We start from the raw sequence: 24,641 nt of genomic DNA, 5'->3' as shown, positions 1-24,641 counted from the left end.
TATGAAAAAGTTCTGGAATGAATCTTGTGTAGTGGAATTAAATTATCGGTAAATAAGGGGAAAAAAGCAATTATGGATCAGGAAAAAAATAATGCGAATGGGAAAGCACGTCAGCCGATTGTATACATAAAAAGAACAATCATTCTCGTCTTACTATTTTCAGTTGTATATTTCATGTATACAAAAATTGTTGCGGATAATAAGAAAGAAAAAACTTTAAAAGCAGCAGCAGAAATGAAGAAACAAGAAGAGCTAAAAAAGAAAGAAGAAAAAAAGAAGCAAGAAGCACAAAAACAAAAAGAGCAGGAAGAACAAGTGAAGCAAGCACAAGCTGTGGAAAAGCCTGCTGAGGGACCACCTCAAGAAATTAATGAAAACGCTCAATTAGATCAATATTTACAAAACGCAGGATTTAGTGGGACAGCTGTTATTGTGAAGAACGGAAAAGTTCTTTTGAATAAAGGGTACGGTATGGCGAACAAAGAGAAACAAGTACCGAATAATTCAGAGACAACTTTTTATATTGGCTCTATTTCAAAGGCGTTTGTAGCGACTGCTATTATGCAATTAAAAGATCAAAATAAATTAAACGTAGAGGATACGGTTGCAAAGTATATTCCAGATTTCCCTCAAGGTAATGGTATTCAGTTAAAGCATTTACTAACACATACATCAGGAATTCCAGAGTATGAGCAGGGAACAGAGGATATTTCTCATGAAGAATTGATAAAACGAATAGGAAAGCAAAAGCGTATTGGGAGTCCTGGAGAGAAATGGAAGTATTCCGATTCGAACTATTCTATACTTGCCTACATCGCTGAGAAGGTAAGTGGGCAACCGCTAGAAGAATATATTAAACAACATATTTTTGCTACTGCGGGTATGAAACATTCTGGTTTCGGTAAAGCGTTAGAGCAAACAAGGTTTCCATCGACAGGTTATAAAATAGTAAATAACAATATGACAACACCTAATATTCCAAGTATGTCACAACTATATGGTTGTGGTGATATATATACAAGTGCACATGATTTATATTTATTTAATGAAGCGCTATTCTCTGGAAAGTTAATTTCAAAAGAGAGCTATAATCAAATGTTTACGGCCGTGAAAAAGGATTACGGATTTGGTTGGTATGTAGACCCGGGAAGTTATTCGAATCACGGTGTAATGCCAGGATGGAATTGTTTAAATGGATTTAGTAAAAACGGAAGTGTATATGTCGTTTTATTATCTAACATCCAAAACAACATTAAATCGTTTGGTAAAGTGAACAACGACATTTATACGATGTTGCGAAATATTGAAGTGTAAGAGGCTATCCTGATGGATAGTCTTTTTTTATTGAGGAAGTGTATGTGCAATGAGATAATGAAATAAAGTGAAACCTTAATCAGTGGGGGGTTCTTCATCCCCCACCTAACTTCTTGGCTTTCGCCGAATTTTGAAGTGTGGGTCTTACTGCCCGTTAATGCAGGATAAATGGAAAAGGAGGAGGGGTATGAGTATACATAAGCATCACGCACGTAATGCGAAACGAATTTTCTTTGTATCTATCATTGTATGGATTATCGTTGCAATTGCATTGTTGATGGAATATAAAAAAGGGACGCTATTCACTTCGGAGAAAGAAAATCTAAAATTAATAGGTGTTGTACTACCGGCATTTGGATTATTAATATATAGCTTTATGGAAAAACGAAGATCAAAAATACTTAAACAGGAAAATTATAATATAGAGACTTCTGAATTATTTGAGCAACAAAAATTTGTTGTTCGCAAAGAGGTAGGGGTATTTCAAGCAATAACGTACTTTGGATTAGATGGAAATACAGTAGGGTTTTTAAAAGAAGAGTATGATTTTGTTATTCAACGTGTATGGCAAGCTGTACTTTCTTTTCTTTTTAGGGGATTACATAAGCAACAATTGTATTTATATAATCACTCGGGAGAAAGATTGTTGCGTGTTCAAAAGAAGATGGGATTACGCAACGTCTATATTTTCTCTAATGTAGATGGAAAGAAAATTGGAGAGTTAACACAAATACTAAGTTTAACAAAGTGGGAATGGATTTTTTTAGGGGTGGATGGTAAAGAATTTGGTAAAGTGACTGGGGACCTTTCAGCAACAATGCAGAAAATAGATTGGCGGGATGGAACACATATAGATGTGAAAGAAGACGGTATTCCGTTAGAAGCTGTTAAGTATTTTTCGGCAAGCGGAGGGTCTCTTGTTACAGCTTCTATAAGTGAACAGGCAGAATTACCACGAGCAGTTTATTACAGTGTCTCTGCGATAGTTACAATTAAAAATTAATATATATATAAAGATAGATGGGATACCATCTATCTTTTTTTGTAATTAGAACATATTGTTTTGTTAAAAAATGTATGTCTTACCTATCACAAAAAAATCTGCTTTGTATACATTAAGATGTATGGATGTATTTTTATAATCTAAAAATAATAGGAGGAGAAGTGTATGTGTCTGTTCGGTAAGTATTGGAAAAAGTTATCGAGATTGTTTAATAGACAATTAGATTATTTTTTAGATAATAAGTTATTGCCTGCTGTGGAACGACTTTTATTTTCACAAAACTTCGCGAGATTTATTCAAAGAAACTCTAAGCAAGCTACGGAAGAATTTATTGAATCAAGCAGATTTCAATCTATTATTTGTAACATATTAAAAGAATGTAATACATCACCTTTTAAAGAAATTGCAGAGCAGTATTTGGGTGAAAACGTAGAAATTACGGTGACAGTTGGACAGTTAACGGGTGTAATTGTAGCAGTTGGTGATGATTTCTTAACACTGCAAGAAGGGATAGGAACAGAAATTTTATTACCATTTACAAGCATTATATCAATTAAAGAAGCGTAAGGAAGGAGACTTATATATGTTATTTACTGAAGAATTGCGTAACCATGTTGGTGAGCTAGTGCAAGTTGTGACAGCGGTTGAAATTGTTGCGGGTATTCTGTTATCTGTGACAGATGGGGCAGTAAGTGTTCGTACTTCTCCTTCTTATGGACCACCGGAAGATGTAGTTGTGCGTACTCCTATTATTGCTTATGTTCGCTTGGAAGGGTAAGCGTGATACAAATATGAGAGTATCAGTTGTTATTCCAGCGCATAATGAAGCGAGTACTTTATCACAAGTTTTAGTAGAAGTGGAGAAGCTCGAACCTTATGAAATTATCGTAGTTGATAATGGATCAACAGATGGAACGAAAGAAATAGCGTTACAACATCATTGCCATGTAATTTATTATAAACATTCTCTTGGCAATGATGTTGGACGGGCAATTGGAGCTAGAGAAGCAAAAGGTGAAATTGTATTGTTTTTAGATGGTGACATCGTCATTGATAATAAAGACCTACAACGTTTCGTGAAAGGAATTCAGCAAGGCCATCAAATTGTTGTGAATAATTTAACATGGTCTGTTTATTTAAAGATGAGACCACATTATACGACAGTGGGAAAATGTATGTTGAATCGTTATTTGAATAAGAAAGAGCTTGTTGTTGGATCTTTAATCGCAATTCCACATGCGATGAGTAGGGAAGTTATTCAGAAGCTTGGATGGTGGAATTTAGCAGATCCAGCATTATTTCAAGCGATGGCGATGTCTAGAGGAGTAGATATTGTGGATATGGCTTCGGTCGATGTAATTCACACAAATAAAGTTCGGCCTGTTCATACTGGTACATCACCTGGTTCTCCTTATCCGAAAGCGACTAGTCGTATTATGGGGGATCATTTACGTGCTTTGCAATACGTAATCGAAATATATGGTAAGCGTGGTGGCTTTTCGGAAGGAAATAGGGATAGAGAGTTTATAGGAAAGTATAAACCAGTTTTATTACAAAGAGAAAAAGCGAAATATAGTGCGATTATCCCAGTTTCAGAAGAAAAGATGACTATAAGATCTGTTATACAAGAAGTGAAAAAAGCAGGTGTAGATGAAATTATAGTTGTTGCGAATGGAGCGGACGTTGAGACAATTAAACAAGCGAAGCTAGAGAATGTCATCGTTATTGAATTCGAGGAAGCGCTCGGACATAATGTAGCCCGAGCGATAGGAGTTATGCATGCCACGGCCGATATTTGTTTATTTGTCGATGGTGATTTTGTTATTCCGGGAAAAAAACTAATTCCATTTTTACATGCTATTGAAGATGGACATGATGTGGCATTAAATGATTTACAGTGTTTATTAGATATGTTTCATCCGGCAGATCCAATTAGCATGGGAAAATATTTTGTGAATTTAGTAGCGAAACGACCAAATTTATGGAATAACTCATTAACGGCAGTACCACATGCTATGCATAAAAAGGTAATAGAGAAAATTGGATACGATTCTCTTATCATTCCGCCACTAGCTCAAATGAAAGCTATTTTGGAGGGATTCTCTATTACAGCAGTAGAATTTGTAGATGTTATAAAAACAAATCGGGTACGCCCAGAGCAACATGGATTTGTAAATGGGCGCATTCCAGCATTTGACCGTATTTTCGGCGATCAACTTGAGGCAATTGCATATTTATTGCAATCCACAGATGAGCGCGGGAGTTTTACAGATGGAGAGCGGGATAGAAATATCATTCAACAATTGAGAAAGGAAGAAGAGAATACAGATGAATGTTAGTAGTACAGTTGCCATTATCGGATTAGGATATGTCGGCCTTCCTTTGGCAGTTCATTTTGCAGAGAGAGGACATACAGTAATTGGATTAGATAAAGATACTAGAAAAATAGAATCAATTATAAAAGGAGAAAGTTATATTCCGGATGTTCCTTCTAAATTGTTACAAAGTTTATTGACTAAAAAAAAATTAATAGTAAATACACCGGATCAAGGTATTGCTGATTTTCAAAATAGTGATTATGTTATTGTCACTGTCCCAACTCCAATTAATGAACAAAGAGAACCAGACTTAAGTGCCCTCATTTCAGCTTCGCATTATATACAACAAAACCTTCAAAAAGGACAAACCTTCATTTTCGAAAGCTCCACATATCCAGGTACGCTTGAGGAAGTTATCATTCCTATTATTTCTCAAGAAGGTAAAGAGGTAGGAGAAGATTTCTATATTGGATATTCTCCTGAGAGGATTGATCCAGCCAATAGTCAATATTCAGTTCAAACGATTCCAAAAGTAATTAGTGGACAAACAGAAAAGTGCAAACAAAAAGTACAGGATTTATATAGCACGATCTTCGATGTAGTTGTTCCTGTGAGCTCTCCAAAAGTAGCGGAGATGTGTAAGCTATTTGAAAATATTCAGCGCTTAGTGAACATTTCGTTAGTAAACGAGTTAAATATGTTATGTGAAAGTTTAGGAATTGATTTTTATGAGGCGCTTGAAGCTGCATCTACAAAACCGTTTGGATTTACCCCATATTGGCCAGGACCAGGAATAGGGGGACATTGTATTCCAGTAGATCCTTTATATTTCCAATGGAGAATAAAAAAGAATGGGACAATTAGTCAATTAATTGAAGCAGCACATGTGATTAATGAAGAAATGCCAGAGAAAATAGTCCGGAAAGTAAAAGGCATGGTGCAATCGCCTGCATCAGTTTTAATTGTAGGAATTGCATATAAGAAAGATGTAAATGATTTGAGAGAATCACCGGCTTTACCAATTATTGAATTGTTAATAAAAGAAGGATATGAGATCGAATATCACGATCCATATATTTCTTCTGCAAAATTTGGAGATAAGGTGTACCAATCTGTTTCTTTGAATGAACAAGTCATGAAACAAGCGGATTGTATTTTAATTTTAACTGATCACTCTAATATCGATTGGAAGCTTTTTAAAGGAATGAAGCGAGTAATAGATACACGTGGAATTATCAAGAAGGTGAGTGTATGAGTAAGAAATGTTTAATTACAGGTGGAGCAGGATTCATTGGATCGCATTTAGCCGAAGAGTTGGTGAAAAGAGGAAATGAAGTCACGATTGTGGATAACTTCTATAAAGGAAAAAATAAATATCATGATGAGTTAATGAAAGAAATTCGGGTTATTCCAATAAGCGTTTTAGATAAAAATTCTATTTATGAATTAGTAAATCAACATGATGTAGTGTTTCATTTAGCAGCAATTTTAGGTGTGAAAACGACAATGGAAAAGAGTATAGAGCTTATTGAAACGAATTTTGATGGAACGAGAAACATTTTACAAGCAGCGCTAAAAGGAAAGAAGAAAGTAGTCTTTGCGTCTACTTCAGAAGTATATGGTAAGGCAAAGCCACCCTTCTCTGAAGAGGGGGATCGATTATACGGGGCAACTTCTAAAATACGTTGGAGTTATGCAGTTTGTAAAACGTTAGAAGAAACATTATGTTTAGGCTACGCATTAGAAGGTTTACCGGTAACGATTGTTCGTTATTTTAATATTTATGGCCCAAGAGCGAAAGATGGTCCGTATGCAGGGGTAATCCCACGATTTATCAGTGCGGCCCTGCAAGGTGAAGACATTCTCGTATATGGAGATGGGAAGCAGACACGTTGCTTTACGTATGTAAGTGATGCGGTGGAGGCAACGATTCGAGCAATGGATGAGAAGGTAAATGGTGAAATTATTAATATAGGTTCTGAGAATGAAAAAAATATAAAAGAAGTAGCAGAAGTAATTAAAAAGCTAACGAAATCTTCATCAAAAATTGTCCAAGTTCCTTTTGATGAAGTATATCCACATGGGTTTGAAGAAATTCCAAATAGAAGACCAGATGTAACGAAATTAAGAGAACTTGTTCAATTTCAAGCGACAGTAACGTGGGAACAAGGATTGAAAGAAACTATTAAATGGTTTCGTGAAGAAAACAATGGCTAAGTCGCTATCAATTATTATACCTGTATGTAATGAAGCGGATACGATTTCAGACGTTATTCAATCGGTAAAAGGATTAAATCCAGTAGAGATTATTGTAGTAGCAAACGGTTGTAACGATAATACAGAAGCGATCGCTGAGCGTTTAGGATGTAAGGTAATCCGGTATAAGGATTCACTTGGTAACGATGTTGGCCGTGCGGTTGGTGCAAAACACGCGATAGGTGATGTATTACTATTTATAGATGGAGATTTTGCTATTCAAACTTCAAAATTACAATTATTCCTGAATCCAATTTTACATGATCAGGCCGACATCGTTTTAAATAATTTGGACGCATTATTTTTAAAGAAACAAAAACCGCACTCCGTGACAGTATGGCGCCAAATATTAAATGCAATGTTAGAGCGTGAAGAGTTAAAAATTGATTCTTTATTATCTGTACCTCATGCGTTGACGAAAGAAGTTGTTCAAAGCATTGGATATGAATGTTTTGTTAATCCTATTGTGGCTCATTTACGCCTAGTACAAAGCAAATGGAGAATTAGTCGTCATTGTGCAATTGACGTTATTACCCCGAATAAATTTCGTCCGACCGAGCACGCTGCGTATGGCACGGGTCTTTCCCCATCTGAAAAACGGATGATAGGTGATCATATAGAAGCAGTAGCGGAGCGGATAGTAGGCAGTGATGAGCGCGGAGGGTATGATGACGGAAATAGGAAAAGAGAGTGTGTCTATCATACTTTAAGTTTCAAAGATTTTTATCAAGGATGGGGCGTTACATCTAAGTTGTATAAAGGGAAGCAATTATCGGTCATTATTCCTGTACAAGATGAAGAGAAAACAATTGGAAACGTTATAGAAGAGCTTCGCAAAATTGAAGCTTTTGAAATTATCGTTGTTGTAAATGGTTCGTCTGATAAAACAGCAACGATTGCAAAAGACAAGGGAGCAACAACAATTGTATATAAAGAAGCACTTGGAAACGATGTGGGGCGTTCACTTGGAACTTATTTTGCAAAAGGGGATATTATGTTGTTTATAGACGGTGACTTTGTTATTCCGGCTAGGGAATTATATCCTTTCGCAAAAGCTATTGCAGATGGAATAGATGTCGCATTAAATGATCTAAATCATTATTTAGATTTAAGAGTACCGCTTCATCTTGTAACTGCATTTAAATATGCATTAAATTTAGCTTGTGATAGAAAAGATCTAGGAGTAGGCTCTCTTATCGCTGTACCGAATGCGTTTAGCCGTAAGTGTTTGAAAGAAATCGGGTATAGATCTTTACTGTCACCTTGTGTAGCACAAGTGAAAGCTATTCTGTCAGGATTCGAAATTGCATGTGTAAGTCGTGTAGAGGTCGATAAGATGAACCGCATTCGTCCCAGTGAACATTTTGCGAAAATAGGCCATCCTCCAGCTGTCTTGCGAATTATAGGTGATCATATAGAAGGATTGGAGCAATTAATTGTATTAGAAGGCAGTCGTGGTGGATTCTATGATGGGAATAGAAAAAGAGATGTTTTAGAGTAGTAACAAAAAAAGTGTACAACATATGTACACTTTTTTGTTCTGTTATAAAAACTATAACAGATTAGGAGATAAGAGTATTACAGCTCTACAATGGGTATTGTTCTTCTATTACAAAATAGGACTCGTATATAAGGATACCAAAAAAATACAATTAAGGAAAGGGTTAATTATAAAGACTTTTAAGTGAAGTTAATACTATGTATATAGTGGTTTGCTCAACATTTCACAAACATGTCACAACTATTTCGTTCACTTTCGCAAAAAAGTAGTATTCTAAGTGTGTAAGCTGTTATATAAAAAATCTTAGTCCTGTACTAATCAAAAATGGAGGAGATTAGGATGACTCAAGTATTAGAAAATGTTAAAAATGCATGGGAAAACTTTAAAGGTGAAAAATGGAAAGCAGAGATTGATGTTCGCGATTTCATTTTAAATAATGTAAACGTTTTCGAAGGAGACGAATCTTTCTTAGCGGGAGCAACTGAAGCAACGAAGCAACTTTGGGATCAAGTAATGGATTTAACAACGAAAGAACGTGAAAACGGTGGCGTTCTTGATATGGATACAAAAATTGTTTCTTCTATTACATCACATGAACCAGGATATTTAAATAAAGATATTGAAAAAGTAGTCGGTTTCCAAACTGAAAAACCATTTAAACGTTCTTTACAACCATATGGTGGTATTCGTATGGCGGAACAAGCTTGTGAATCTTATGGATACGAAATGGATAAAGAACTTAGTCGTATTTTTAGAGATTGGAGAAAAACTCATAACCAAGGCGTATTCGATGCATACACACCAGAAATGAGAAATGCACGTAAATCAGGCGTTATTACTGGTCTTCCAGATGCATACGGACGTGGGCGTATTATCGGTGACTATCGCCGCGTAGCGTTATATGGTATTGATCATTTAATTGAAGCGAAAAAAGCTGATTTAGATTTAACTGGCGGTGTGATGAGCGAAGATACAATGCGTTTACGTGAAGAGTTATCTGAGCAAATGCGTGCACTTCAAGAATTAAAACAAATGGCTGCTTCTCATGGCTTTGATATTTCTAAGCCAGCAACAAATGCACAAGAAGCATTCCAATGGTTATACTTCGCATATCTGGCAGCAATTAAAGAGCAAAACGGAGCTGCAATGAGTCTTGGACGTACTTCTACATTCTTAGATATTTATATTGAAAGAGATTTAGCAAATGGTACTTTAACAGAAGAAGAAGTACAAGAAATTGTAGATCACTTTATTATGAAATTACGTCTTGTGAAATTTGCAAGAACACCTGATTATAATGAATTATTCTCTGGTGACCCAACTTGGGTAACTGAATCTATCGGTGGTATGGCATTAGATGGTCGTCCTTTAGTAACAAAGAACTCATTCCGTTTCTTGCATACATTAGATAATTTAGGACCAGCTCCAGAACCAAACTTAACAGTTCTTTGGTCAAAACAATTACCACAGAACTTTAAAAACTACTGTGCGAAAATGTCTATTAAAACATCAGCAATTCAATATGAAAATGATGACATTATGCGTGCTGACTACGGCGATGACTACGGAATTGCTTGTTGTGTATCTGCAATGAGAATTGGTAAACAAATGCAGTTCTTCGGCGCACGTGCAAACTTAGCAAAAGCATTACTATATGCGATTAATGGTGGTAAAGATGAAAAATCTAAAGCACAAGTTGGTCCTGAGTACGCACCGATTACTTCTGAAGTATTAGATTATGAAGAAGTTATGCATAAGTTTGATATGACAATGGAATGGTTAGCGGGTCTATACTTAAACACATTAAATGTTATTCACTACATGCACGATAAATATAGCTATGAACGTATTGAAATGGCACTTCATGATACAAATGTTCTTCGTACAATGGCAACAGGTATCGCGGGTCTATCTGTAGTAGCAGACTCTTTAAGTGCAATTAAACACGCAAAAGTAAAACCAATTCGCGATGAAAACGGTATTGCAGTTGATTTTGAAATCGAAGGAGATTTCCCTAAATACGGTAACAATGATGATCGTGTAGATGAAATCGCTGTAAATCTTGTGAAAACATTTATGAATAAACTTCGTAAACATAAAACATACAGAAATTCTGTTCATACAATGTCAATCTTAACAATCACATCTAACGTTGTATACGGTAAGAAAACTGGTAACACTCCAGATGGTCGCCGTACTGGAGAACCATTTGCACCAGGTGCGAACCCTATGCATGGACGTGATACAAAAGGTGCATTAGCTTCATTATTATCTGTAGCTAAATTACCATATGAAGATGCACAAGATGGTATTTCTAATACATTCTCTATTATTCCAAAAGCACTTGGTAAAGAAGATGATGTACAAGTACGTAACTTAGTATCAATGCTTGATGGTTATGCAGTAAAAGAAGGCCATCACTTAAATATTAACGTATTTAACCGTGAAACATTAATGGATGCAATGGAACATCCTGAAAAATATCCACAATTAACAATTCGCGTATCTGGTTACGCTGTAAACTTTATTAAATTAACTCGTGAACAACAAATTGATGTAATTAACCGTACAATGCATGAAAGCATGTAAGTGAAAAAGGTGTCCCTCTGCATTTTATAAATAGCAGAGGGAGGCTGTTTCAATAAAGGAGGAAGTAACATGGTAAAAGGAAGAATTCATTCTGTAGAGTCTTGTGGTACTGTTGATGGCCCAGGAATTCGTTATGTCATATTTACACAAGGGTGTTTATTACGTTGTCAATATTGTCATAATGCTGATACGTGGGAGATCGGTAAAGGAAAAGAAATAACAGTCGAAGAAGTAATGCAGGATGTGACATGTTACCTTCCTTTTATTGAAGCTTCCGGAGGCGGTATAACAGTTAGTGGTGGGGAACCATTATTACAGCTAGATTTCTTAATTGAATTATTTAAGAAATGTAAAGAAGCTGGAATTCATACAACAATTGATTCTTCGGGTGGTTGTTATTCTGAAGAACCAGAATTCCAAAATAAGCTAGATATTTTAATGGATTACACAGATTTAGTTTTATTGGATTTGAAACATATTGATTCAAAGAAACACCGTAAATTAACAGGGAAACCCAATGAACATATTTTACAATTTGCTCGTTATTTATCGGATAAAAATAAACCGATTTGGGTACGACACGTATTAGTTCCTGGTGTTACGGATAATGAAGAGGATCTACAAAAACTATCTAGCTTTATTCAAAGTCTGTCTAATGTTCAGAAAGTTGAAGTGCTACCATACCATAAGCTTGGTGTATATAAATGGGAGGCACTTGGGCATAAGTACCCACTTGTGAATGTAGAACCACCTACTGAAAAAAATGTAGAACAAGCAAGACATATTTTACAAGTAGTCTAATCCAAATATTGGATTAGGCTTTTTGCTTTCTTTACAATAAAACCTAGAGTATATATATATAAAAGAGTATACTGAAAACAGAATATCCATATTTTTGTAAGGAATAAGTGGAGAAATTTACATAATTGTAAAGGGAAATCAAAATAGTAAAAAGAATTAAGAAGTAAAAGAGTGAGTATCATGGAATAGAGAACATTTGTAAGTTATTGCGAAAGCTCTTATAGGAAAGTATAATGTAAAGATATGAGCACAGATAGGATTAAGGGGTCAATCTTATATGCTTTGCATATCCACGACAGGTACATAGCTGAAAGAGAAGTATTAGAATCTGTTTATGTAATTTTTAAGGAAAATGTTTTTCCTATTGTCGTATATGCAATATGGAGAAACAATAAGCTAGGAGTGGATTTGTTTGATAAAAAACCCCAAGGTTTTAATATTAACTGCACATTACGGTAATGGTCATGTGCAAGTAGCGAAAACATTAGAACAAACATTTCGCCAAAAAGGAATTAAAGATGTAATTGTATGCGATTTGTTCGGAGAATCACATCCAGTTATAACCGATATTACAAAATATTTATATTTAAAAAGTTATACAATCGGAAAAGAATTATACCGCTTGTTTTATTATGGCGTAGAAAAAATTTATGATAAAAAAATAGCATCTTGGTATGCGAATTTTGGAAGAAAACGTTTGAAATTACTTTTACAAGCAGAGAAACCGGATATTGTTATTAATACCTTTCCGATTATAGCTGTACCAGAATTAAAAAAGCAAACAGGTATTTCAATTCCTGTGTATAACGTATTAACGGATTTTTGTGTGCACAAAATATGGATTCATCGGGAAGTAGATCGTTATTTTGTAGCAACTGATCACGTGAAAAAAGTTATGATTGATATTGGTGTGCCTGCGGAGCAAATTGTTGAAACTGGAATTCCAATTCGTAGTAGTTTTGAGTTAAAGATAAATCCAGACATTATATATAATAAATATCAGTTATGTAAGAATAAAAAGATTTTACTAATTGTAGCAGGTGCTCATGGGGTATTAGGAAGTGTAAAAGAACTATGCCAATCATTTATGTCAGTACCAGATTTACAAGTAGTTGTCGTTTGTGGGAAAAATGAAGCGTTAAAACAGGATTTATTAGGGATACAGGAAAAAAATCCTGATGCATTAAAAGTATTTGGCTATGTTGAAAATATTGATGAATTATTCCGTGTTACTTCTTGTATGATTACGAAGCCAGGCGGTATTACGTTAAGTGAAGCGGCAGCATTGCAAGTACCTGTCATTTTATATAAGCCTGTTCCAGGACAAGAAAATGAAAATGCGATGTACTTTGAAAGAAAAGGAGCTGCAGTTGTCATTCGTGATGATAGTGAGGTTTTTGCAAAAACAGAGGCGTTATTACAAGATGATATGAAGCTTCTTCAAATGAAAGAAGCGATGAAAGGCATTTATCGTCCGGAGCCAGCTGGTCATATTGTGGATACAATTTTGGCAGAAAATCATGTAGAATCGAATCATATACCTATTAAATCACCTGCTCTTGCACAATTATTTACTTGATATGAAACCCTCTTTTATATGTTTAAAGAGGGTTCTTTATTGTTTTATAAGATAAAGTAATAACTTATCCACATGAAGATTACGCTTTCATTAAACAGTAAAGTCGAAATATTAACAACTATATCCACATTGTCCACAATTTTTAGAAAAATATCCACAATTCTAACATTTACTATGCGTTACAACATATAAACTCGTGAAGGGTTCGTGTAATTTATTCAAAATTCTATAAATTATGTGGATAACGTTATCCACATAAAAAAAGTTCCTTATAAATAAGGAACTTTTTTATCTATTCTATCACGTAGAAAAAATATGTAATGAGAATGAATAATTAGGGGGAAAACTTCTAATTATTCATTCTCACTTTAAATACTTTTCGAGCGATAACCCGCTGCGCGATCTGCTTTGCGAAATTCTCGTTGGTATAGAACTTCTTGTGTACTAGATAATGTGTTTTTTGCTTTGTCACGTTTCTTTTTATCCATTACAAATCACCTCGTGTCTTAAAGTTACTATCTATCGTTTCCAAAGACATGGGGTGATATACGTATATGTCAAAATGTTAATGGTTAATTATTATTTCTGAAAATTTAGATTATGCTTCTTTTAGTTGATGAGCATCTTGGAATGTTGTATCTCGCATTGTAGCAAGTGTATATTGATCTTTTGGAATTTCATATAAGTTATATACTTCTTCATTTGCGTTAATTTCATCATAAACGGCTTTTCTTGTTTCGTTTGCTAGATTTACATATTGTAGTTTTTCGGCAGCTTTAATAGAACGAATATTTATTTTACGAATACGCATAAAGATGGTTTCAATATCTAATTCATAGAAAAGTTCGCTAAAAAATGAATCTTTCGCCAATTTATTATAGCCTTTTCCATGATATGGTTTACCAAGCCATGTTCCAAGGAATCCGGCTTTTTCTTGCACATCAAATAAAGTAATTGTTCCGATGGGGTTACCCCATTCATCTAAAATTGTGCGTGAAATTAATTCCCCACGCTCTTCTGCTTCAATCGTTTGTTTCGTTAAAAATAAATATTCTTCATAAGAATAAGCCTTTTGACGCACAAAAGGGAAGACAGCTGGATCCACCATTAACTCGTATAGAACGTGGCTGTCGTGTAAGTCGCGTTTTTTCAACATACTAACTCCTCCTCACACGAGGGTAGCATGCCGAAAAAACACCCCACCCTCGAAATTTTTATATCAATCTTTAAAAAATTTCGGGGTGGGAATCGAACCCACTAGAACCAGTTTCTAACGCTGGTGGCGCACCATTTGCCTTCCCCATTCATCAATTTGAAAATGATAATCACGACACAAATTGATTATGGTTTCATTCAGTTTATAATCGTATAATACTTTATCTAGTCAAAAAAATAAACTAGTTTTTTTTATTTTTTTTGTAAATTATTTTTCCATCAATCATGGTTAGTACAGGCTTGGCTAAATAATGGAAAGGATGATGAGTCCATAACACGAGATCAGCGTCTTTTCCAACCTCAATGCTTCCAATTCTATCCTCTAAACGTAAATTTCGCGCTGGAAATATAGTGATTCCTTCTAGTGCAGTTTTTTCGTCTAATCCTTCCCTTACTGCGACAGCAGCACAAACATTTAAATATTGAATGGGTGTATAAGGGTGATCTGTTGTGATAGAAACTTCCACTCCATTTTTTGATAATATATGGTAAGTATCCCATGTTTTGTTTTTTAGTTCGATTTTAGAACGGCGTGTAAGAGTGGGGCCAACGGAAACCTTCAAATTGTGTTTCGAAAGCTCTTCAACAATAAAGTGTCCTTCTGTACAATGTTCAATGCGTAAATCGAGATTGAATTCTGTTGCAAAGCGTAGAGCAGAACTAATATCATCTGCTCGGTGAGCGTGGATACGCACGGGTATTTCGCGGCGTAATGCTTTTAAGATAGGAAGCATTCGAAAATCAGCTTCATGCCCGTAGTGCTGTGCTTCATAAAATGATTCCCGAAGTAATCCCATAATTCCCATACGTGTTATGGATTCTTTCGTTCCATTACTATGGACCTTTTTAGGGTTTTCTCCAAAGGCAATCTTTAAGCCAGCAGGTTCTTGAATAATCATATGATCAATACAAGTTCCAGCTGTTTTTATTACACAAGTAGTACCACCGATAATATTTTGACTTCCTGGCATAACATGAACAGTTGTGATTCCGTTTTGTACAGCATCTTGAAATGCAATATCAAAAGGGTGGATTCCGTCCAAAGAACGGATATGTGGTGTTGAAACTTCAGATGTTTCATTTGCATCATTGCCAGCCCAACCAGTACCTTCATCATAGAGACCAAGATGAGTATGGACATCAATAAATCCAGGTAAGAGATGAAGAGCACGCGCGTCTATAACTGTCATATCTTGAGTAGGTTGAATGGAAGGCTTGACCTCAGCAATTCGTTCTCCTATAACGAGTACATCCCCTTGAAATTTCGAGGATGTAATAGGATAGACAATGGCTTGTTTGAGCAATATTTTCATAGGTACCTCATTTCTGTTACTTTATAATGTTAATGGAATTTAAGGGGAAGTAACTGAAAGATTATTTGTGTAATAATGCTCCGGATTCTAGAAAATGAAGGTTTTGAAAGGGCCCCTGTAAAACTGTGTTTTAGAAGTACTACATTGTATGCGAAAGTATATTTTGTAATGCATGGTCTACTGTTGGAAATGTGTATTGATACCCATGTTCAATTGCTTTAGTAGGTAATACATGTTGTCCTTCTAGTACAAGTATACTCATCTCACCCAATAAAGTGTGAAGCATAAATGAAGGGACAGGTAACCAATGAGGTTTTTTCATTATAGTTGCAATGGTTTCTCCAAATTCCTTCATTCTTATAGGTAGGGGAGCCGTAATGTTAAAAGGTCCATCAACTTCTTCTTTGTGTATGATGAAATCAATTAGGCGAACGACATCATCTATATGAATCCATGATAACCATTGGTTTCCAGATCCAATTGTACCTCCGATATAGAATTGATAGGGGAGTAGCATTTTTGGAAGAGCTCCTCCGTCTGCGCCTAATACAACTCCAAGTCTTGCGTAGATTGTTCGTATTCCGAGAGAACGTGCTTTAGATGCTTCTTGTTCCCATGAATATACTGTATTTGCTAAAAAGTCATTTCCAGGAGTCTCATGCTGTTCTGTAAAAGACTCGGTTTCAGAAGTGCCATAGTATCCAATGGCACTTGCGTTAATAAATGTGCTTGGTTTTGTATTTAGTTTTTGCAATTGTTTAATGAGTCCTTTTGTTGTTTGAATTCTACTGTTTAAAATGGATTCCTTTTGTTTCTTTGTCCACCTACTATTAATAGACTCTCCAGCTAGATTAATAACTACATCAATAGAGGAGAGGGGGAAGATTTGTAAATCTGGTGTCCATTGTACGTATTGAAGGTTAGGATGTGAAGTTTCAGTAGTTTTGTTTCGAGTAAGAATGTAAACAGTATATCCTTTTTGAATAAAAAAAGTAGAAAGGTATTTACCGATAAAGCCGGTACCACCAGAAATTGCGATTCTCACAATTATTTCCTCCTCATTATATATATTCTTGAAAAGCAAAAACGTTCCTTGACTATGGTGAACTACCCACCACTTAGTATCTCTTACGAGCTGACTTGAAGTGGGGGCTTCTCGGTTCATCGCTACTTTTGATAGCTAACGAATTTGTCTTAAGACAGCCGAGCTAACTCCCTTGTTCCAAAGGTTATTTTTTACGGTTTATATCAATGCGAATAACCGCATCGCTTCCTTTTTGATATTGATCGCTGCGTTATAGTCACGACTGATTGTTAGTCCACACGAACACGCATACGTACGTTCAGATAGTGACATTTCTTTTTTGTTTCCACAACGACTACACATCTTTGTAGAAGGAAACCATTTATCTATTTTCACAAGCTGTTTTCCTTGTTCTTGTAGCTTATATGCTAAAAATGTCGTGAACATCCCCCAGCCGTTATCAGCTACACTCTTACCAAAGCGAAGTGCTCGTGACATTCCTTTCATATGTAAATCTTCGATTGCTACAACGTCAAAATGAGTAGCCAATTCTTTAGACTTGTGATGAAGGAAATTCTTACGTTGATTTGCGACCTTTTCATGCAGCTTCGCTACACGAATGCGTTGTTTATTCCAGCGTACCGAATCTTTCACACGTCTGGCTAATACTCGTTGTGCCTTCGCTAGTTTGTCTAACATCTGATGATAAAAGCGAGGATAATTGGCTTTCTCATCTTCGCTACTCACATATAATTCAGCCATTGCAAAGTCTAATCCAACTACACTTTGTACTTCTTTTTGTACAATCTCTTTTTTATATTCAGTCAAGATAGACACATAGTATTTACCGGTAGGTGTCATCGAAATCGTACAAGATTTGATGATATGATTTGGCGGTATCTCCCTATGTTGCTTCAGTTTCACCATTTGCAATTTCGGTAATTTGATATAACCATGAAATAACATAATATTTCCGTTTACGCGATTCGTTGTATAAGATTTTCTACTCTTTCTACTTTTGAATGTAGGAAAATCACTTTGACCACTAAAAAAGTTCTTATACGCAGTTTGCAAGTTTAATTGCGCGTTAGCCAATGCTAAGGAATCGACCTCTTTAAGCCATTCATACGCCACTTTGTATTTCGCAGGAGTAGGGAATTTTTGTTTCTTCAGCTCTTCCTTGTTCTCTTTATATGTTTCGTATATTTCTTTCCGCTCAGCCAGCATTTTATTATACACAAAGCGTACACATCCGAACGTTTTACGTATGAGATGAGCTTGTTCTTCTGTAGGATACAGACGAAATTTGTACGCCTTATTCTGCTTTAGCATTTCCATTCACCTCAGTTTTCGCTTCATTTCCCATAAGCTATGACGGTGATCACACAACCTGAATATTACATTATTATTATCTACTTTCATTGTTATACCAAACTTTACCTCTTATAAGAATGATTATATCAGAGGCAAAAAAAATCAGAAAACCAAATGTTTGGCTACGCCAAACCGAAATTCATCCCCCACCTACCGCTAGACTATCGTCTTTCACACGCCCCAGGAAGGAGACTTCTTTCGGATAATACGTTAAAATAATAGAGAGGTGAGAGTATGGCTGTCATTACAAAAATAGAAGTGCAAAAACGATCGAAAGAACGGTTTAATATTTATATTGATAAAGGTCAAGGTGAAGAGTACGGGTTTAGTGTGAATCAAGTAATCTTAATAAAACACGGATTACAAAAGGGCTTAGAAATTGATGAAATAGCGTTAGGAAATATTTTGTACAATGAAGAGGTACAAAAAGCATATTTACAAGCAATCTCCTATTTATCCTATCAAATGAGAACGAAACAAGAAATAGAAGATTTTTTACGAAAAAAAGAAGTGGGACAGTCCATCATCTCTGAAGTCGTTTCGAAATTATTACATGACCGATATATTAATGATAAAGAGTACGCTGTTTTATATACGAGAACACAAAGTAATGTGAATCGAAAAGGTCCCACTGTTATTAAAAGAGAGTTGTTAAATAAAGGAGTTCAGGATCTAATTATTACGCATAGTTTACAAGAATATCCGAAGGAAAAGCAAATTGAGAATGCTTTACATCTTATAGAAAAGAAGAAAAGATCTTATCAAAAACATTCCTTTTTACAAATGAAGCTAAAGTTAGACGAAATGCTTGTTCGTAAAGGGTATTCTAGAGATGTGATTCAAATTTGTTTGGAAGAATTGAAAGACGAAAAAGATGACGAACAGCAACAAGAAGCGTTACACTATCATGGGAATAAATATTATGAGAAATATAAGAAGTATGATGGCTGGACATTTGAAAATAAGATGAAACAAGCGCTATATCGCAAAGGATTCTCTATTGATGAGATAGAGATATTTTTGCAAATGAAACGTGAAGAGGGATGAGGGGAATAAGATGAATATGCCAAAGCGCTACAGTGAAATGACACCACATGAGCTAAGGGAAGAAATTGGGGTTTTGAAAGAGCAAGCAATAAAGGCAGAGCAGCTCGGAATTGTAAATGAGTTCGATGTATTAATGAGAAAGATGGCAATGGCTCGTGCTTATATGACTGACATAAACAAATTCCATATTGGTGAGACATATGAATTGGTAGAAGAACCTGGTATATTATTTGAAATTACGTATTTCAATGGGGTATTTGCTTGGGGACATAAGCAAAATGATAATGAAGAGATTGGAATACCAATTTCCTTATTACAAGAAAAATAAAAACCAGAGAGCGAATATCTCTCTGGTTTTCATCTTTGGTAGGCGTTACAGGAGATAGGAGATTCTAAAATTGGCGTTTCTTACATTCATTTGCCAATATAATGAGAGACTGGGTTTGTTGCGTCTGTCCGTTAACTTGCGCTTTAGCATGTTTCGGACGAGTCCACGTATGGTTAAATAATTCAGAACGACTATCTAAGCGATCACGGTAGCTCATCTTTATCACCTCGTGTAGGAAGTTAATTTAATTTGTACTACTCTTCCTGCTGATTTGCAGCACGCATACGTTCTTGTGGGTGCGTGTTAATTGTGCCGTTAGGTCGTTTCGAAGCGAAGCGTGATTTCGCTTTCGGTTGACCGTCGATTTTGCTGTTGTTTTTTGACTCAGACCAAAATTCGGCTTGTTTACCCATTGCGAACGCCCTCCTCATCATCAGTTGATACCTCTTTAAGAAGTATCACTTATAGAATGTGCAAAATAGAAGAAACTATCCTTTAGAAATGAAGGGATAATTAGGTAAAAGGAGACTAGAACATGAATGATATTTATGAAGCATTAACGAAAGAACTATTAGACAAAAATGACAAGCTTTCTTACGCACAGGCTCGTGCGTGGGTTGAATTACTGTGGGAAGACTTTCGAACAACTTATGCGAAATCCGGTCGTTATCAAGGAGAGGAAATGACTGAACAAGTGGTTCGATCATGGATTAATAATCATGGAGGACGCCTTCATGAAATGCGTACAAATAATCCGAAATATAGCCATTTAATTAATCAAGAAGATCATTTGAAACATTAAAAAAAGCGACTTAAGTCGCTTTTTTTAATGTGGAAGTAATTCCAGCTTTTTTCGAAGTTTTTCTTCACTAAAAATCCATCCTGTATAGGAACTAATAATATTTAAATTTTGATCGAGTTGAACAATTGCAACGAATGGATAATAATCTTTACTGCGATATCGCAAATCAATGAATCGAACTTCGTAATAATGATCATAATCGAAAATGTCCCAGCGATACACAGGAGAGAAAGATAGAAATGCTGAGATGTTTTCATCTTGTTTAGCAGCGCGCATAATAGCATTATCTGGGAACGGTACCCGATCGAACTTATCGTATAGCATGATGTTACCACGATGCCATCTAGCAACGTAGTAATAATCAGTTGTAACGATTGCTAAATGATAATGATAAAATCGATAAGAAGGAGAAATGATGATCTTCTCAACGTTATTGAAACGTTTATATACGACGCTACGTATGTTTCTATGCATCATAATCCGTCCGATGTAGTAAACAGTCATCAATATATACGCTGCTAAGGCAGTATACCCTTTATGGGAACCTACGAGCATACAAGCAATTGCGAGTATATGGATAAAGAAAATGACGGTATCAAATGTATTAATGATGCCGAGTGCTACCCATTTTTTTGTGAAGGGCCGTAATGCCTGTGTACCGTAAGCATTGAAAATATCTACAAAGACATGAAGAAAGACGGCAATAAATGACCAAAGTAGTAGATGCAAATATGGAGCTTCTGAAAAGAAGGCGAAAGAGATGCCACTTATAAGGAATGACCAAAGAATCACTGCAGGAATGGAATGAGTAATACCACGATGATTTCTTATATATTTAGCGTTATTACGCAATTTTAAAACTGTATCGATGTCAGGAATATTGGAACCGGCAATTGTAGCAAGCATAACTGCTTGTGGCCCAATATCACTTTGTGCTATGGCTGGGTCTAATGTAGCCAAACTGCCTAGAGTAACGCCCATAACAAGGTGAGTGGCTGTGTCCATAGAAATCCACCTCCGTTTTTTATTAATGTAACTCTTTTTATTCGATACCTCAAGTCCTTTGCCTTCTATTTCCTATGTCATCTTACTTAAATTTTTTCCTAAAATCTTTATAATAGTACTTATATGCAAAAAAATGAGGGGGATCAAGTTTGACACTTGAAATTTTAAATAATTTTAACATAGAGCAGTTTCAAAATGATTTAATTGGTTGGTTTGAAAAAGAGCAACGCGACTTACCGTGGCGTAAAAATAAAGACCCATATCGTGTTTGGGTTTCGGAAATTATGTTACAGCAAACAAGGGTAGAAGCTGTAAAACCATATTACGCGAATTTTATGGGGAAGTTTCCTACTCTAGAGGCTTTGGCAAATGCGGATGATGAAGAAGTATTAAAAGCATGGGAAGGTTTAGGGTATTATTCTAGAGCGAGAAATTTACATGCAGCAGTAAAAGAGGTAAAAGAAGTATATGGCGGGATAGTACCGAGTGATGTAAAGAAAATTGAAAAGTTAAAAGGAGTCGGACCATATACAAAAGGTGCTATTTTAAGTATCGCATATGGTATACCAGAGCCAGCAGTTGACGGAAATGTTATGCGTGTATTATCTCGCATTTTATCCGTGTGGGATGACATTGCAAAACCGAAGACTAGAAAAGTGTTTGAAGAGATTGTGCGTGAAATTATTTCGGCTGAAAATCCATCTTATTTTAATCAAGGTTTGATGGAATTAGGAGCACTGATTTGTATTCCTAAAAATCCAGCATGCTTACTTTGTCCTGTACGTGAGCATTGCAGGGGATATGCTGAAGGTGTTCAAAAGGAATTACCAGTAAAAAGTAAAGCGAAGGCTCCTACGATGGTACCGATTGTTGCAGGAGTACTTCAAACAGAAGATGGTCGTTACGTCATTAATAAACGTCCAAGTACCGGTTTATTAGCTAATATGTGGGAGTTTCCGAATATTGAACTTGGCGAAGGGATTCGTAATCAGAAGGAACAGCTTATAGATTATATGAAAGAAAAATTTGAGATTTCGATTTCTATTGAAGAATACGCGATGAATGTACAACATACGTTTACACATCGGACTTGGGATATATTCGTATTTTACGGAAAAGTAACTGGTGAAATTGTTGAAACAGATACATTGAAATTTGTATCGAAAGAAGCATTTGAACAGTTACCTTTCTCTAAATCGCATCGTACGATTTATGAGAGTTGCGTTGAGAAAATTACAATGCAATAAACAAAAAAGTGTTCCCTAAATTGGGAACACTTTTTTAATCGTAAGAAATTTTTGTCCCATGAGTCCAACTAGCTTCACCTTCTTGTAAGCCGCCTCTTGATTCAATTTCTATAACAATTTCTTTATAAATACTTTGTCCTTCTGCGTTTAAATAGGGCAGAATCTGTTGTAATGAATGATGAAAATAAGCTAATTCATCTTCTTTCCATTCATTTTTTGAAAGCATCGTTAGTTCAGTCATATCGCGTCCTATATACATATTTCCACCTCCATTTTCTATAGTTTGAATGAGTAATAAGAGATATATGCGGAATTTTTTTAAAGAAAATTACGGATAGCTTCTAAGTGAATTGGTTACATTATTGGTTGTGGAGGTGAGAAAGATGAGTAAAAAACAACAAGGTTATAACAAGGCAACTTCTGGTGCTAGCATTCAAAGTACAAATGCTAGTTATGGTACAGAGTTTGCGACTGAAACAAATGTACAAGCAGTAAAACAAGCAAACGCACAATCAGAAGCAAAGAAAGCGCAAGCTTCTGGTGCACAAAGTGCAAACGCTAGTTATGGTACAGAATTTGCAACTGAAACAGATGTGCATGCTGTGAAAAAACAAAATGCACAATCAGCTGCAAAACAATCACAATCTTCTAGTTCAAATCAGTAATGAAAGAAAAACACTTCTCTAATTCGTGAGAAGTGTTTTCTTTGTGCTTTGGTCATGGTAATGAAAATAAAGCGAACGACATAACTTCTAATAAGTCAACAAATGTAGTCAAAGGAGAAGGAAGTTAAAGATTAGAAATATGTAATGAGGAATAATAACTGATAAATAAGTCCAAAAGGGGGTAAGTAATGAACGATTTTGATAAGTTGGTAGGAGAGCAATTGGAAACGATGGATGAGTTGTTGAAGTTACAAGCTCATCTAGAGAAGTATCAGCAAATTGAAATGAGCGAAAAGGATACGTGCGATAAAAAGGAATTACATTTTATCCGCCAAGAAATATATAGAACAGAATTAGCGTTAAAGCTGTTACATGAGAAGTTTGAAAAGCAAACAAATAGTGTGATTCAATCTTTTGAAACTGAAAAAATGATTTCGAATTTAGGATAAGATATATTGTTACCTTTCGGTGCAAGGTCCTTCTTTACATAGAAATAAGGAAGGGCTTTTTCTATTCCAATTTCCTCGTTTGTAAATAATTCAGCGAAGACACCGTCTCCTAAGAAGATTAGGGATATGGTATTCAGTGTGAAAAAATAGAGTCTTGTCGCTTTAGTTTTAAAATTTCGACAAAAAAGTTATAATAGAAAAAAAGTGAATGCAGTTCAAAGGGCATTTGCAGTTGAAAGAAGGGAGCATATATGGGATTTCCCAACGAAGGAGAAAAAGTACAAATACATAGTTATAAACATAATGGCTCCATTCATAGAATGTGGGAAGAGACAACAATTTTAAAGGGGACACAGAGTCTTGTGATCGGAGCAAATGATCGTACAGTAGTGACAGAATCAGATGGCCGAACATGGATTACTCGTGAACCAGCAATTTGTTATTTTCATGCAAACTATTGGTTTAATGTGATTGGAATGTTAAGGGAAGAGGGAGTATATTATTATTGTAATTTAAGCTCACCTTTTGCATATGATTCCGAAGCATTGAAGTACATTGATTATGATTTAGATATTAAAGTGTATCCAGATATGACATATACACTTTTGGATGAAGATGAGTATGAAAAGCACAGTCAAATTATGCAGTATCCACCTGTTATTGATACCATTTTAAAACGAAATGTAGCACAATTAACACAATGGATTCATCAAAGAAAAGGGCCATTCGCGCCAGATTTCGTAGATATGTGGTATGAAAGATATTTAATGTACAGAAATTAAAACAAACCTGCAGGGGATTTCCCGGCAGG

At 35.5% G+C, this 24,641-nt stretch carries 27 protein-coding genes; 18 read left to right on the top strand and 9 right to left on the bottom strand.

Annotated elements, in window-relative coordinates:
* The first annotated feature begins 72 nt into the window (after positions 1–72).
* From QCI44_RS25855 to QCI44_RS25805, 11 genes are all read left to right on the top strand, one after another.
* Entirely contained in the window at positions 73–1,314 is a 1,242-nt protein-coding gene (locus QCI44_RS25855; RefSeq protein ID WP_033659617.1) for a serine hydrolase domain-containing protein, read from the top strand.
* Between the two features lie 187 nt (positions 1,315–1,501).
* Positions 1,502–2,317: a sugar ABC transporter ATP-binding protein gene (locus tag QCI44_RS25850; RefSeq protein ID WP_088083189.1), complete on the top strand. Its 816-nt coding sequence runs from the start codon at positions 1,502–1,504 to the stop codon at positions 2,315–2,317.
* Between the two features lie 165 nt (positions 2,318–2,482).
* Positions 2,483–2,884 (top strand): LSm family protein, encoded by a 402-nt coding sequence (locus tag QCI44_RS25845; protein WP_016137010.1) that lies wholly within the window; start codon positions 2,483–2,485, stop codon positions 2,882–2,884.
* A 16-nt stretch (positions 2,885–2,900) separates the two neighbouring features.
* Positions 2,901–3,095: a hypothetical protein gene (locus tag QCI44_RS25840; RefSeq protein WP_000899482.1), complete on the top strand. Its 195-nt coding sequence runs from the start codon at positions 2,901–2,903 to the stop codon at positions 3,093–3,095.
* 13 nt (positions 3,096–3,108) lie between these two features.
* Positions 3,109–4,656: a glycosyltransferase family 2 protein gene (locus QCI44_RS25835; RefSeq protein WP_353811498.1), complete on the top strand. Its 1,548-nt coding sequence runs from the start codon at positions 3,109–3,111 to the stop codon at positions 4,654–4,656.
* Positions 4,646–5,890, top strand: coding sequence for a nucleotide sugar dehydrogenase (locus tag QCI44_RS25830; protein WP_016137012.1), 1,245 nt, complete (start codon positions 4,646–4,648; stop codon positions 5,888–5,890). Before QCI44_RS25835 ends, QCI44_RS25830 begins: the two co-directional genes overlap by 11 nt.
* Positions 5,887–6,852 (top strand): NAD-dependent epimerase/dehydratase family protein, encoded by a 966-nt coding sequence (locus QCI44_RS25825; RefSeq protein ID WP_098486028.1) that lies wholly within the window; start codon positions 5,887–5,889, stop codon positions 6,850–6,852. Before QCI44_RS25830 ends, QCI44_RS25825 begins: the two co-directional genes overlap by 4 nt.
* Entirely contained in the window at positions 6,845–8,392 is a 1,548-nt protein-coding gene (locus tag QCI44_RS25820) for a glycosyltransferase family 2 protein (protein WP_116349639.1), read from the top strand. The genes QCI44_RS25825 and QCI44_RS25820 overlap by 8 nt, the downstream gene beginning before the upstream one ends.
* Before the next feature lie 339 nt (positions 8,393–8,731).
* A complete protein-coding gene (gene pflB / locus QCI44_RS25815) occupies positions 8,732–10,981 on the top strand; it encodes a formate C-acetyltransferase (RefSeq protein WP_016089427.1) in 2,250 nt (749 codons plus the stop codon).
* 69 nt (positions 10,982–11,050) lie between these two features.
* Positions 11,051–11,782 (top strand): pyruvate formate-lyase-activating protein, encoded by a 732-nt coding sequence (pflA, locus tag QCI44_RS25810; protein ID WP_016089426.1) that lies wholly within the window; start codon positions 11,051–11,053, stop codon positions 11,780–11,782.
* A 412-nt stretch (positions 11,783–12,194) separates the two neighbouring features.
* Positions 12,195–13,361, top strand: coding sequence for a diglucosyl diacylglycerol synthase (locus QCI44_RS25805; protein ID WP_016089425.1), 1,167 nt, complete (start codon positions 12,195–12,197; stop codon positions 13,359–13,361).
* Between the two features lie 368 nt (positions 13,362–13,729).
* Here QCI44_RS25805 and QCI44_RS25800 read toward each other — a convergent pair whose 3' ends face one another.
* The 5 genes from QCI44_RS25800 to QCI44_RS25780 all read right to left on the bottom strand — a co-directional run bounded on the left by QCI44_RS25800 (position 13,730) and on the right by QCI44_RS25780 (position 18,245).
* A complete protein-coding gene (locus QCI44_RS25800; protein ID WP_000358484.1) occupies positions 13,730–13,849 on the bottom strand; it encodes a YfhE family protein in 120 nt (39 codons plus the stop codon).
* 110 nt (positions 13,850–13,959) lie between these two features.
* On the bottom strand, positions 13,960–14,517 hold the full coding sequence (locus tag QCI44_RS25795; protein WP_000914737.1) for a GNAT family N-acetyltransferase: 558 nt from the start codon (positions 14,515–14,517) through the stop codon (positions 13,960–13,962).
* A 241-nt stretch (positions 14,518–14,758) separates the two neighbouring features.
* Positions 14,759–15,889 (bottom strand): amidohydrolase, encoded by a 1,131-nt coding sequence (locus QCI44_RS25790; RefSeq protein WP_016089424.1) that lies wholly within the window; start codon positions 15,887–15,889, stop codon positions 14,759–14,761.
* A gap of 139 nt (positions 15,890–16,028) precedes the next feature.
* Positions 16,029–16,934, bottom strand: a complete 906-nt coding sequence (locus QCI44_RS25785) for a TIGR01777 family oxidoreductase (RefSeq protein WP_016089423.1) — start codon at positions 16,932–16,934, stop codon at positions 16,029–16,031.
* A 198-nt stretch (positions 16,935–17,132) separates the two neighbouring features.
* Positions 17,133–18,245 carry an RNA-guided endonuclease TnpB family protein gene (locus tag QCI44_RS25780; RefSeq protein WP_016089422.1) on the bottom strand — a complete coding sequence of 371 codons (1,113 nt, stop codon included), beginning with the start codon at positions 18,243–18,245 and terminating at the stop codon, positions 17,133–17,135.
* A 276-nt stretch (positions 18,246–18,521) separates the two neighbouring features.
* On the opposite strand from QCI44_RS25780, the gene recX reads away from it, so the two are divergent.
* Positions 18,522–19,334 (top strand): recombination regulator RecX, encoded by an 813-nt coding sequence (recX, locus tag QCI44_RS25775; RefSeq protein WP_016089421.1) that lies wholly within the window; start codon positions 18,522–18,524, stop codon positions 19,332–19,334.
* 10 nt (positions 19,335–19,344) lie between these two features.
* Positions 19,345–19,662 (top strand): YfhH family protein, encoded by a 318-nt coding sequence (locus QCI44_RS25770; RefSeq protein ID WP_001057030.1) that lies wholly within the window; start codon positions 19,345–19,347, stop codon positions 19,660–19,662.
* A gap of 64 nt (positions 19,663–19,726) precedes the next feature.
* Here QCI44_RS25770 and QCI44_RS25765 read toward each other — a convergent pair whose 3' ends face one another.
* Entirely contained in the window at positions 19,727–19,879 is a 153-nt protein-coding gene (locus QCI44_RS25765) for a YpzG family protein (protein ID WP_000122093.1), read from the bottom strand.
* A gap of 37 nt (positions 19,880–19,916) precedes the next feature.
* A complete protein-coding gene (locus QCI44_RS25760; RefSeq protein WP_000517891.1) occupies positions 19,917–20,075 on the bottom strand; it encodes a small, acid-soluble spore protein K in 159 nt (52 codons plus the stop codon).
* 122 nt (positions 20,076–20,197) lie between these two features.
* Here QCI44_RS25760 and QCI44_RS25755 point away from each other — a divergent pair, with 122 nt between their 5' ends.
* On the top strand, positions 20,198–20,464 hold the full coding sequence (locus QCI44_RS25755; RefSeq protein WP_016089420.1) for a YfhJ family protein: 267 nt from the start codon (positions 20,198–20,200) through the stop codon (positions 20,462–20,464).
* Positions 20,465–20,488: 24 nt separating this feature from the next.
* Here the strand turns inward: QCI44_RS25755 and QCI44_RS25750 are convergent, their stop codons facing one another.
* On the bottom strand, positions 20,489–21,469 hold the full coding sequence (locus QCI44_RS25750) for a metal-dependent hydrolase (protein WP_016089419.1): 981 nt from the start codon (positions 21,467–21,469) through the stop codon (positions 20,489–20,491).
* 149 nt (positions 21,470–21,618) lie between these two features.
* On the opposite strand from QCI44_RS25750, the gene mutY reads away from it, so the two are divergent.
* Positions 21,619–22,716 carry an A/G-specific adenine glycosylase gene (mutY, locus tag QCI44_RS25745; RefSeq protein WP_016089418.1) on the top strand — a complete coding sequence of 366 codons (1,098 nt, stop codon included), beginning with the start codon at positions 21,619–21,621 and terminating at the stop codon, positions 22,714–22,716.
* A 34-nt stretch (positions 22,717–22,750) separates the two neighbouring features.
* Here mutY and QCI44_RS25740 read toward each other — a convergent pair whose 3' ends face one another.
* On the bottom strand, positions 22,751–22,975 hold the full coding sequence (locus tag QCI44_RS25740; protein ID WP_016089417.1) for a hypothetical protein: 225 nt from the start codon (positions 22,973–22,975) through the stop codon (positions 22,751–22,753).
* A gap of 124 nt (positions 22,976–23,099) precedes the next feature.
* Here QCI44_RS25740 and QCI44_RS25735 point away from each other — a divergent pair, with 124 nt between their 5' ends.
* The 3 genes from QCI44_RS25735 to ntdP all read left to right on the top strand — a co-directional run bounded on the left by QCI44_RS25735 (position 23,100) and on the right by ntdP (position 24,612).
* A complete protein-coding gene (locus QCI44_RS25735; protein ID WP_000039039.1) occupies positions 23,100–23,381 on the top strand; it encodes a gamma-type small acid-soluble spore protein in 282 nt (93 codons plus the stop codon).
* A 188-nt stretch (positions 23,382–23,569) separates the two neighbouring features.
* Positions 23,570–23,830: a YgaB family protein gene (locus QCI44_RS25730; RefSeq protein ID WP_016089416.1), complete on the top strand. Its 261-nt coding sequence runs from the start codon at positions 23,570–23,572 to the stop codon at positions 23,828–23,830.
* Positions 23,831–24,081: 251 nt separating this feature from the next.
* Positions 24,082–24,612 (top strand): nucleoside tri-diphosphate phosphatase, encoded by a 531-nt coding sequence (ntdP, locus tag QCI44_RS25725; RefSeq protein ID WP_016089415.1) that lies wholly within the window; start codon positions 24,082–24,084, stop codon positions 24,610–24,612.
* Positions 24,613–24,641 lie beyond the last annotated feature (29 nt).

It is taken from the genome of Bacillus cereus group sp. RP37 (assembly GCF_040459695.1).
Classification (GTDB): Bacteria; Bacillota; Bacilli; order Bacillales; family Bacillaceae_G; genus Bacillus_A.
The sequence above is the reverse complement of the archived record's forward strand: the minus strand, read 5'-3'. Positions and strand labels throughout refer to the sequence as shown.

Bases quoted from the DNA above. Each gene is read 5' to 3' on its own strand.
- QCI44_RS25855 (WP_033659617.1), top strand. From the start codon at position 73: ATGGATCAGGAAAAAAATAATGCGAATGGGAAAGCACGTCAGCCGATT.
- QCI44_RS25850 (WP_088083189.1), top strand. From the start codon at position 1,502: ATGAGTATACATAAGCATCACGCACGTAATGCGAAACGAATTTTCTTT.
- QCI44_RS25845 (WP_016137010.1), top strand. From the start codon at position 2,483: ATGTGTCTGTTCGGTAAGTATTGGAAAAAGTTATCGAGATTGTTTAAT.
- QCI44_RS25840 (WP_000899482.1), top strand. From the start codon at position 2,901: ATGTTATTTACTGAAGAATTGCGTAACCATGTTGGTGAGCTAGTGCAA.
- QCI44_RS25835 (WP_353811498.1), top strand. From the start codon at position 3,109: ATGAGAGTATCAGTTGTTATTCCAGCGCATAATGAAGCGAGTACTTTA.
- QCI44_RS25830 (WP_016137012.1), top strand. From the start codon at position 4,646: ATGAATGTTAGTAGTACAGTTGCCATTATCGGATTAGGATATGTCGGC.
- QCI44_RS25825 (WP_098486028.1), top strand. From the start codon at position 5,887: ATGAGTAAGAAATGTTTAATTACAGGTGGAGCAGGATTCATTGGATCG.
- QCI44_RS25820 (WP_116349639.1), top strand. From the start codon at position 6,845: ATGGCTAAGTCGCTATCAATTATTATACCTGTATGTAATGAAGCGGAT.
- pflB (WP_016089427.1), top strand. From the start codon at position 8,732: ATGACTCAAGTATTAGAAAATGTTAAAAATGCATGGGAAAACTTTAAA.
- pflA (WP_016089426.1), top strand. From the start codon at position 11,051: ATGGTAAAAGGAAGAATTCATTCTGTAGAGTCTTGTGGTACTGTTGAT.
- QCI44_RS25800 (WP_000358484.1), bottom strand. From the start codon at position 13,849: ATGGATAAAAAGAAACGTGACAAAGCAAAAAACACATTATCTAGTACA.
- QCI44_RS25795 (WP_000914737.1), bottom strand. From the start codon at position 14,517: ATGTTGAAAAAACGCGACTTACACGACAGCCACGTTCTATACGAGTTA.
- QCI44_RS25790 (WP_016089424.1), bottom strand. From the start codon at position 15,889: ATGAAAATATTGCTCAAACAAGCCATTGTCTATCCTATTACATCCTCG.
- QCI44_RS25780 (WP_016089422.1), bottom strand. From the start codon at position 18,245: ATGCTAAAGCAGAATAAGGCGTACAAATTTCGTCTGTATCCTACAGAA.
- recX (WP_016089421.1), top strand. From the start codon at position 18,522: ATGGCTGTCATTACAAAAATAGAAGTGCAAAAACGATCGAAAGAACGG.
- QCI44_RS25770 (WP_001057030.1), top strand. From the start codon at position 19,345: ATGAATATGCCAAAGCGCTACAGTGAAATGACACCACATGAGCTAAGG.
- QCI44_RS25765 (WP_000122093.1), bottom strand. From the start codon at position 19,879: ATGAGCTACCGTGATCGCTTAGATAGTCGTTCTGAATTATTTAACCAT.
- QCI44_RS25760 (WP_000517891.1), bottom strand. From the start codon at position 20,075: ATGGGTAAACAAGCCGAATTTTGGTCTGAGTCAAAAAACAACAGCAAA.
- QCI44_RS25755 (WP_016089420.1), top strand. From the start codon at position 20,198: ATGAATGATATTTATGAAGCATTAACGAAAGAACTATTAGACAAAAAT.
- QCI44_RS25750 (WP_016089419.1), bottom strand. From the start codon at position 21,469: ATGGACACAGCCACTCACCTTGTTATGGGCGTTACTCTAGGCAGTTTG.
- QCI44_RS25740 (WP_016089417.1), bottom strand. From the start codon at position 22,975: ATGTATATAGGACGCGATATGACTGAACTAACGATGCTTTCAAAAAAT.
- QCI44_RS25735 (WP_000039039.1), top strand. From the start codon at position 23,100: ATGAGTAAAAAACAACAAGGTTATAACAAGGCAACTTCTGGTGCTAGC.
- QCI44_RS25730 (WP_016089416.1), top strand. From the start codon at position 23,570: ATGAACGATTTTGATAAGTTGGTAGGAGAGCAATTGGAAACGATGGAT.
- ntdP (WP_016089415.1), top strand. From the start codon at position 24,082: ATGGGATTTCCCAACGAAGGAGAAAAAGTACAAATACATAGTTATAAA.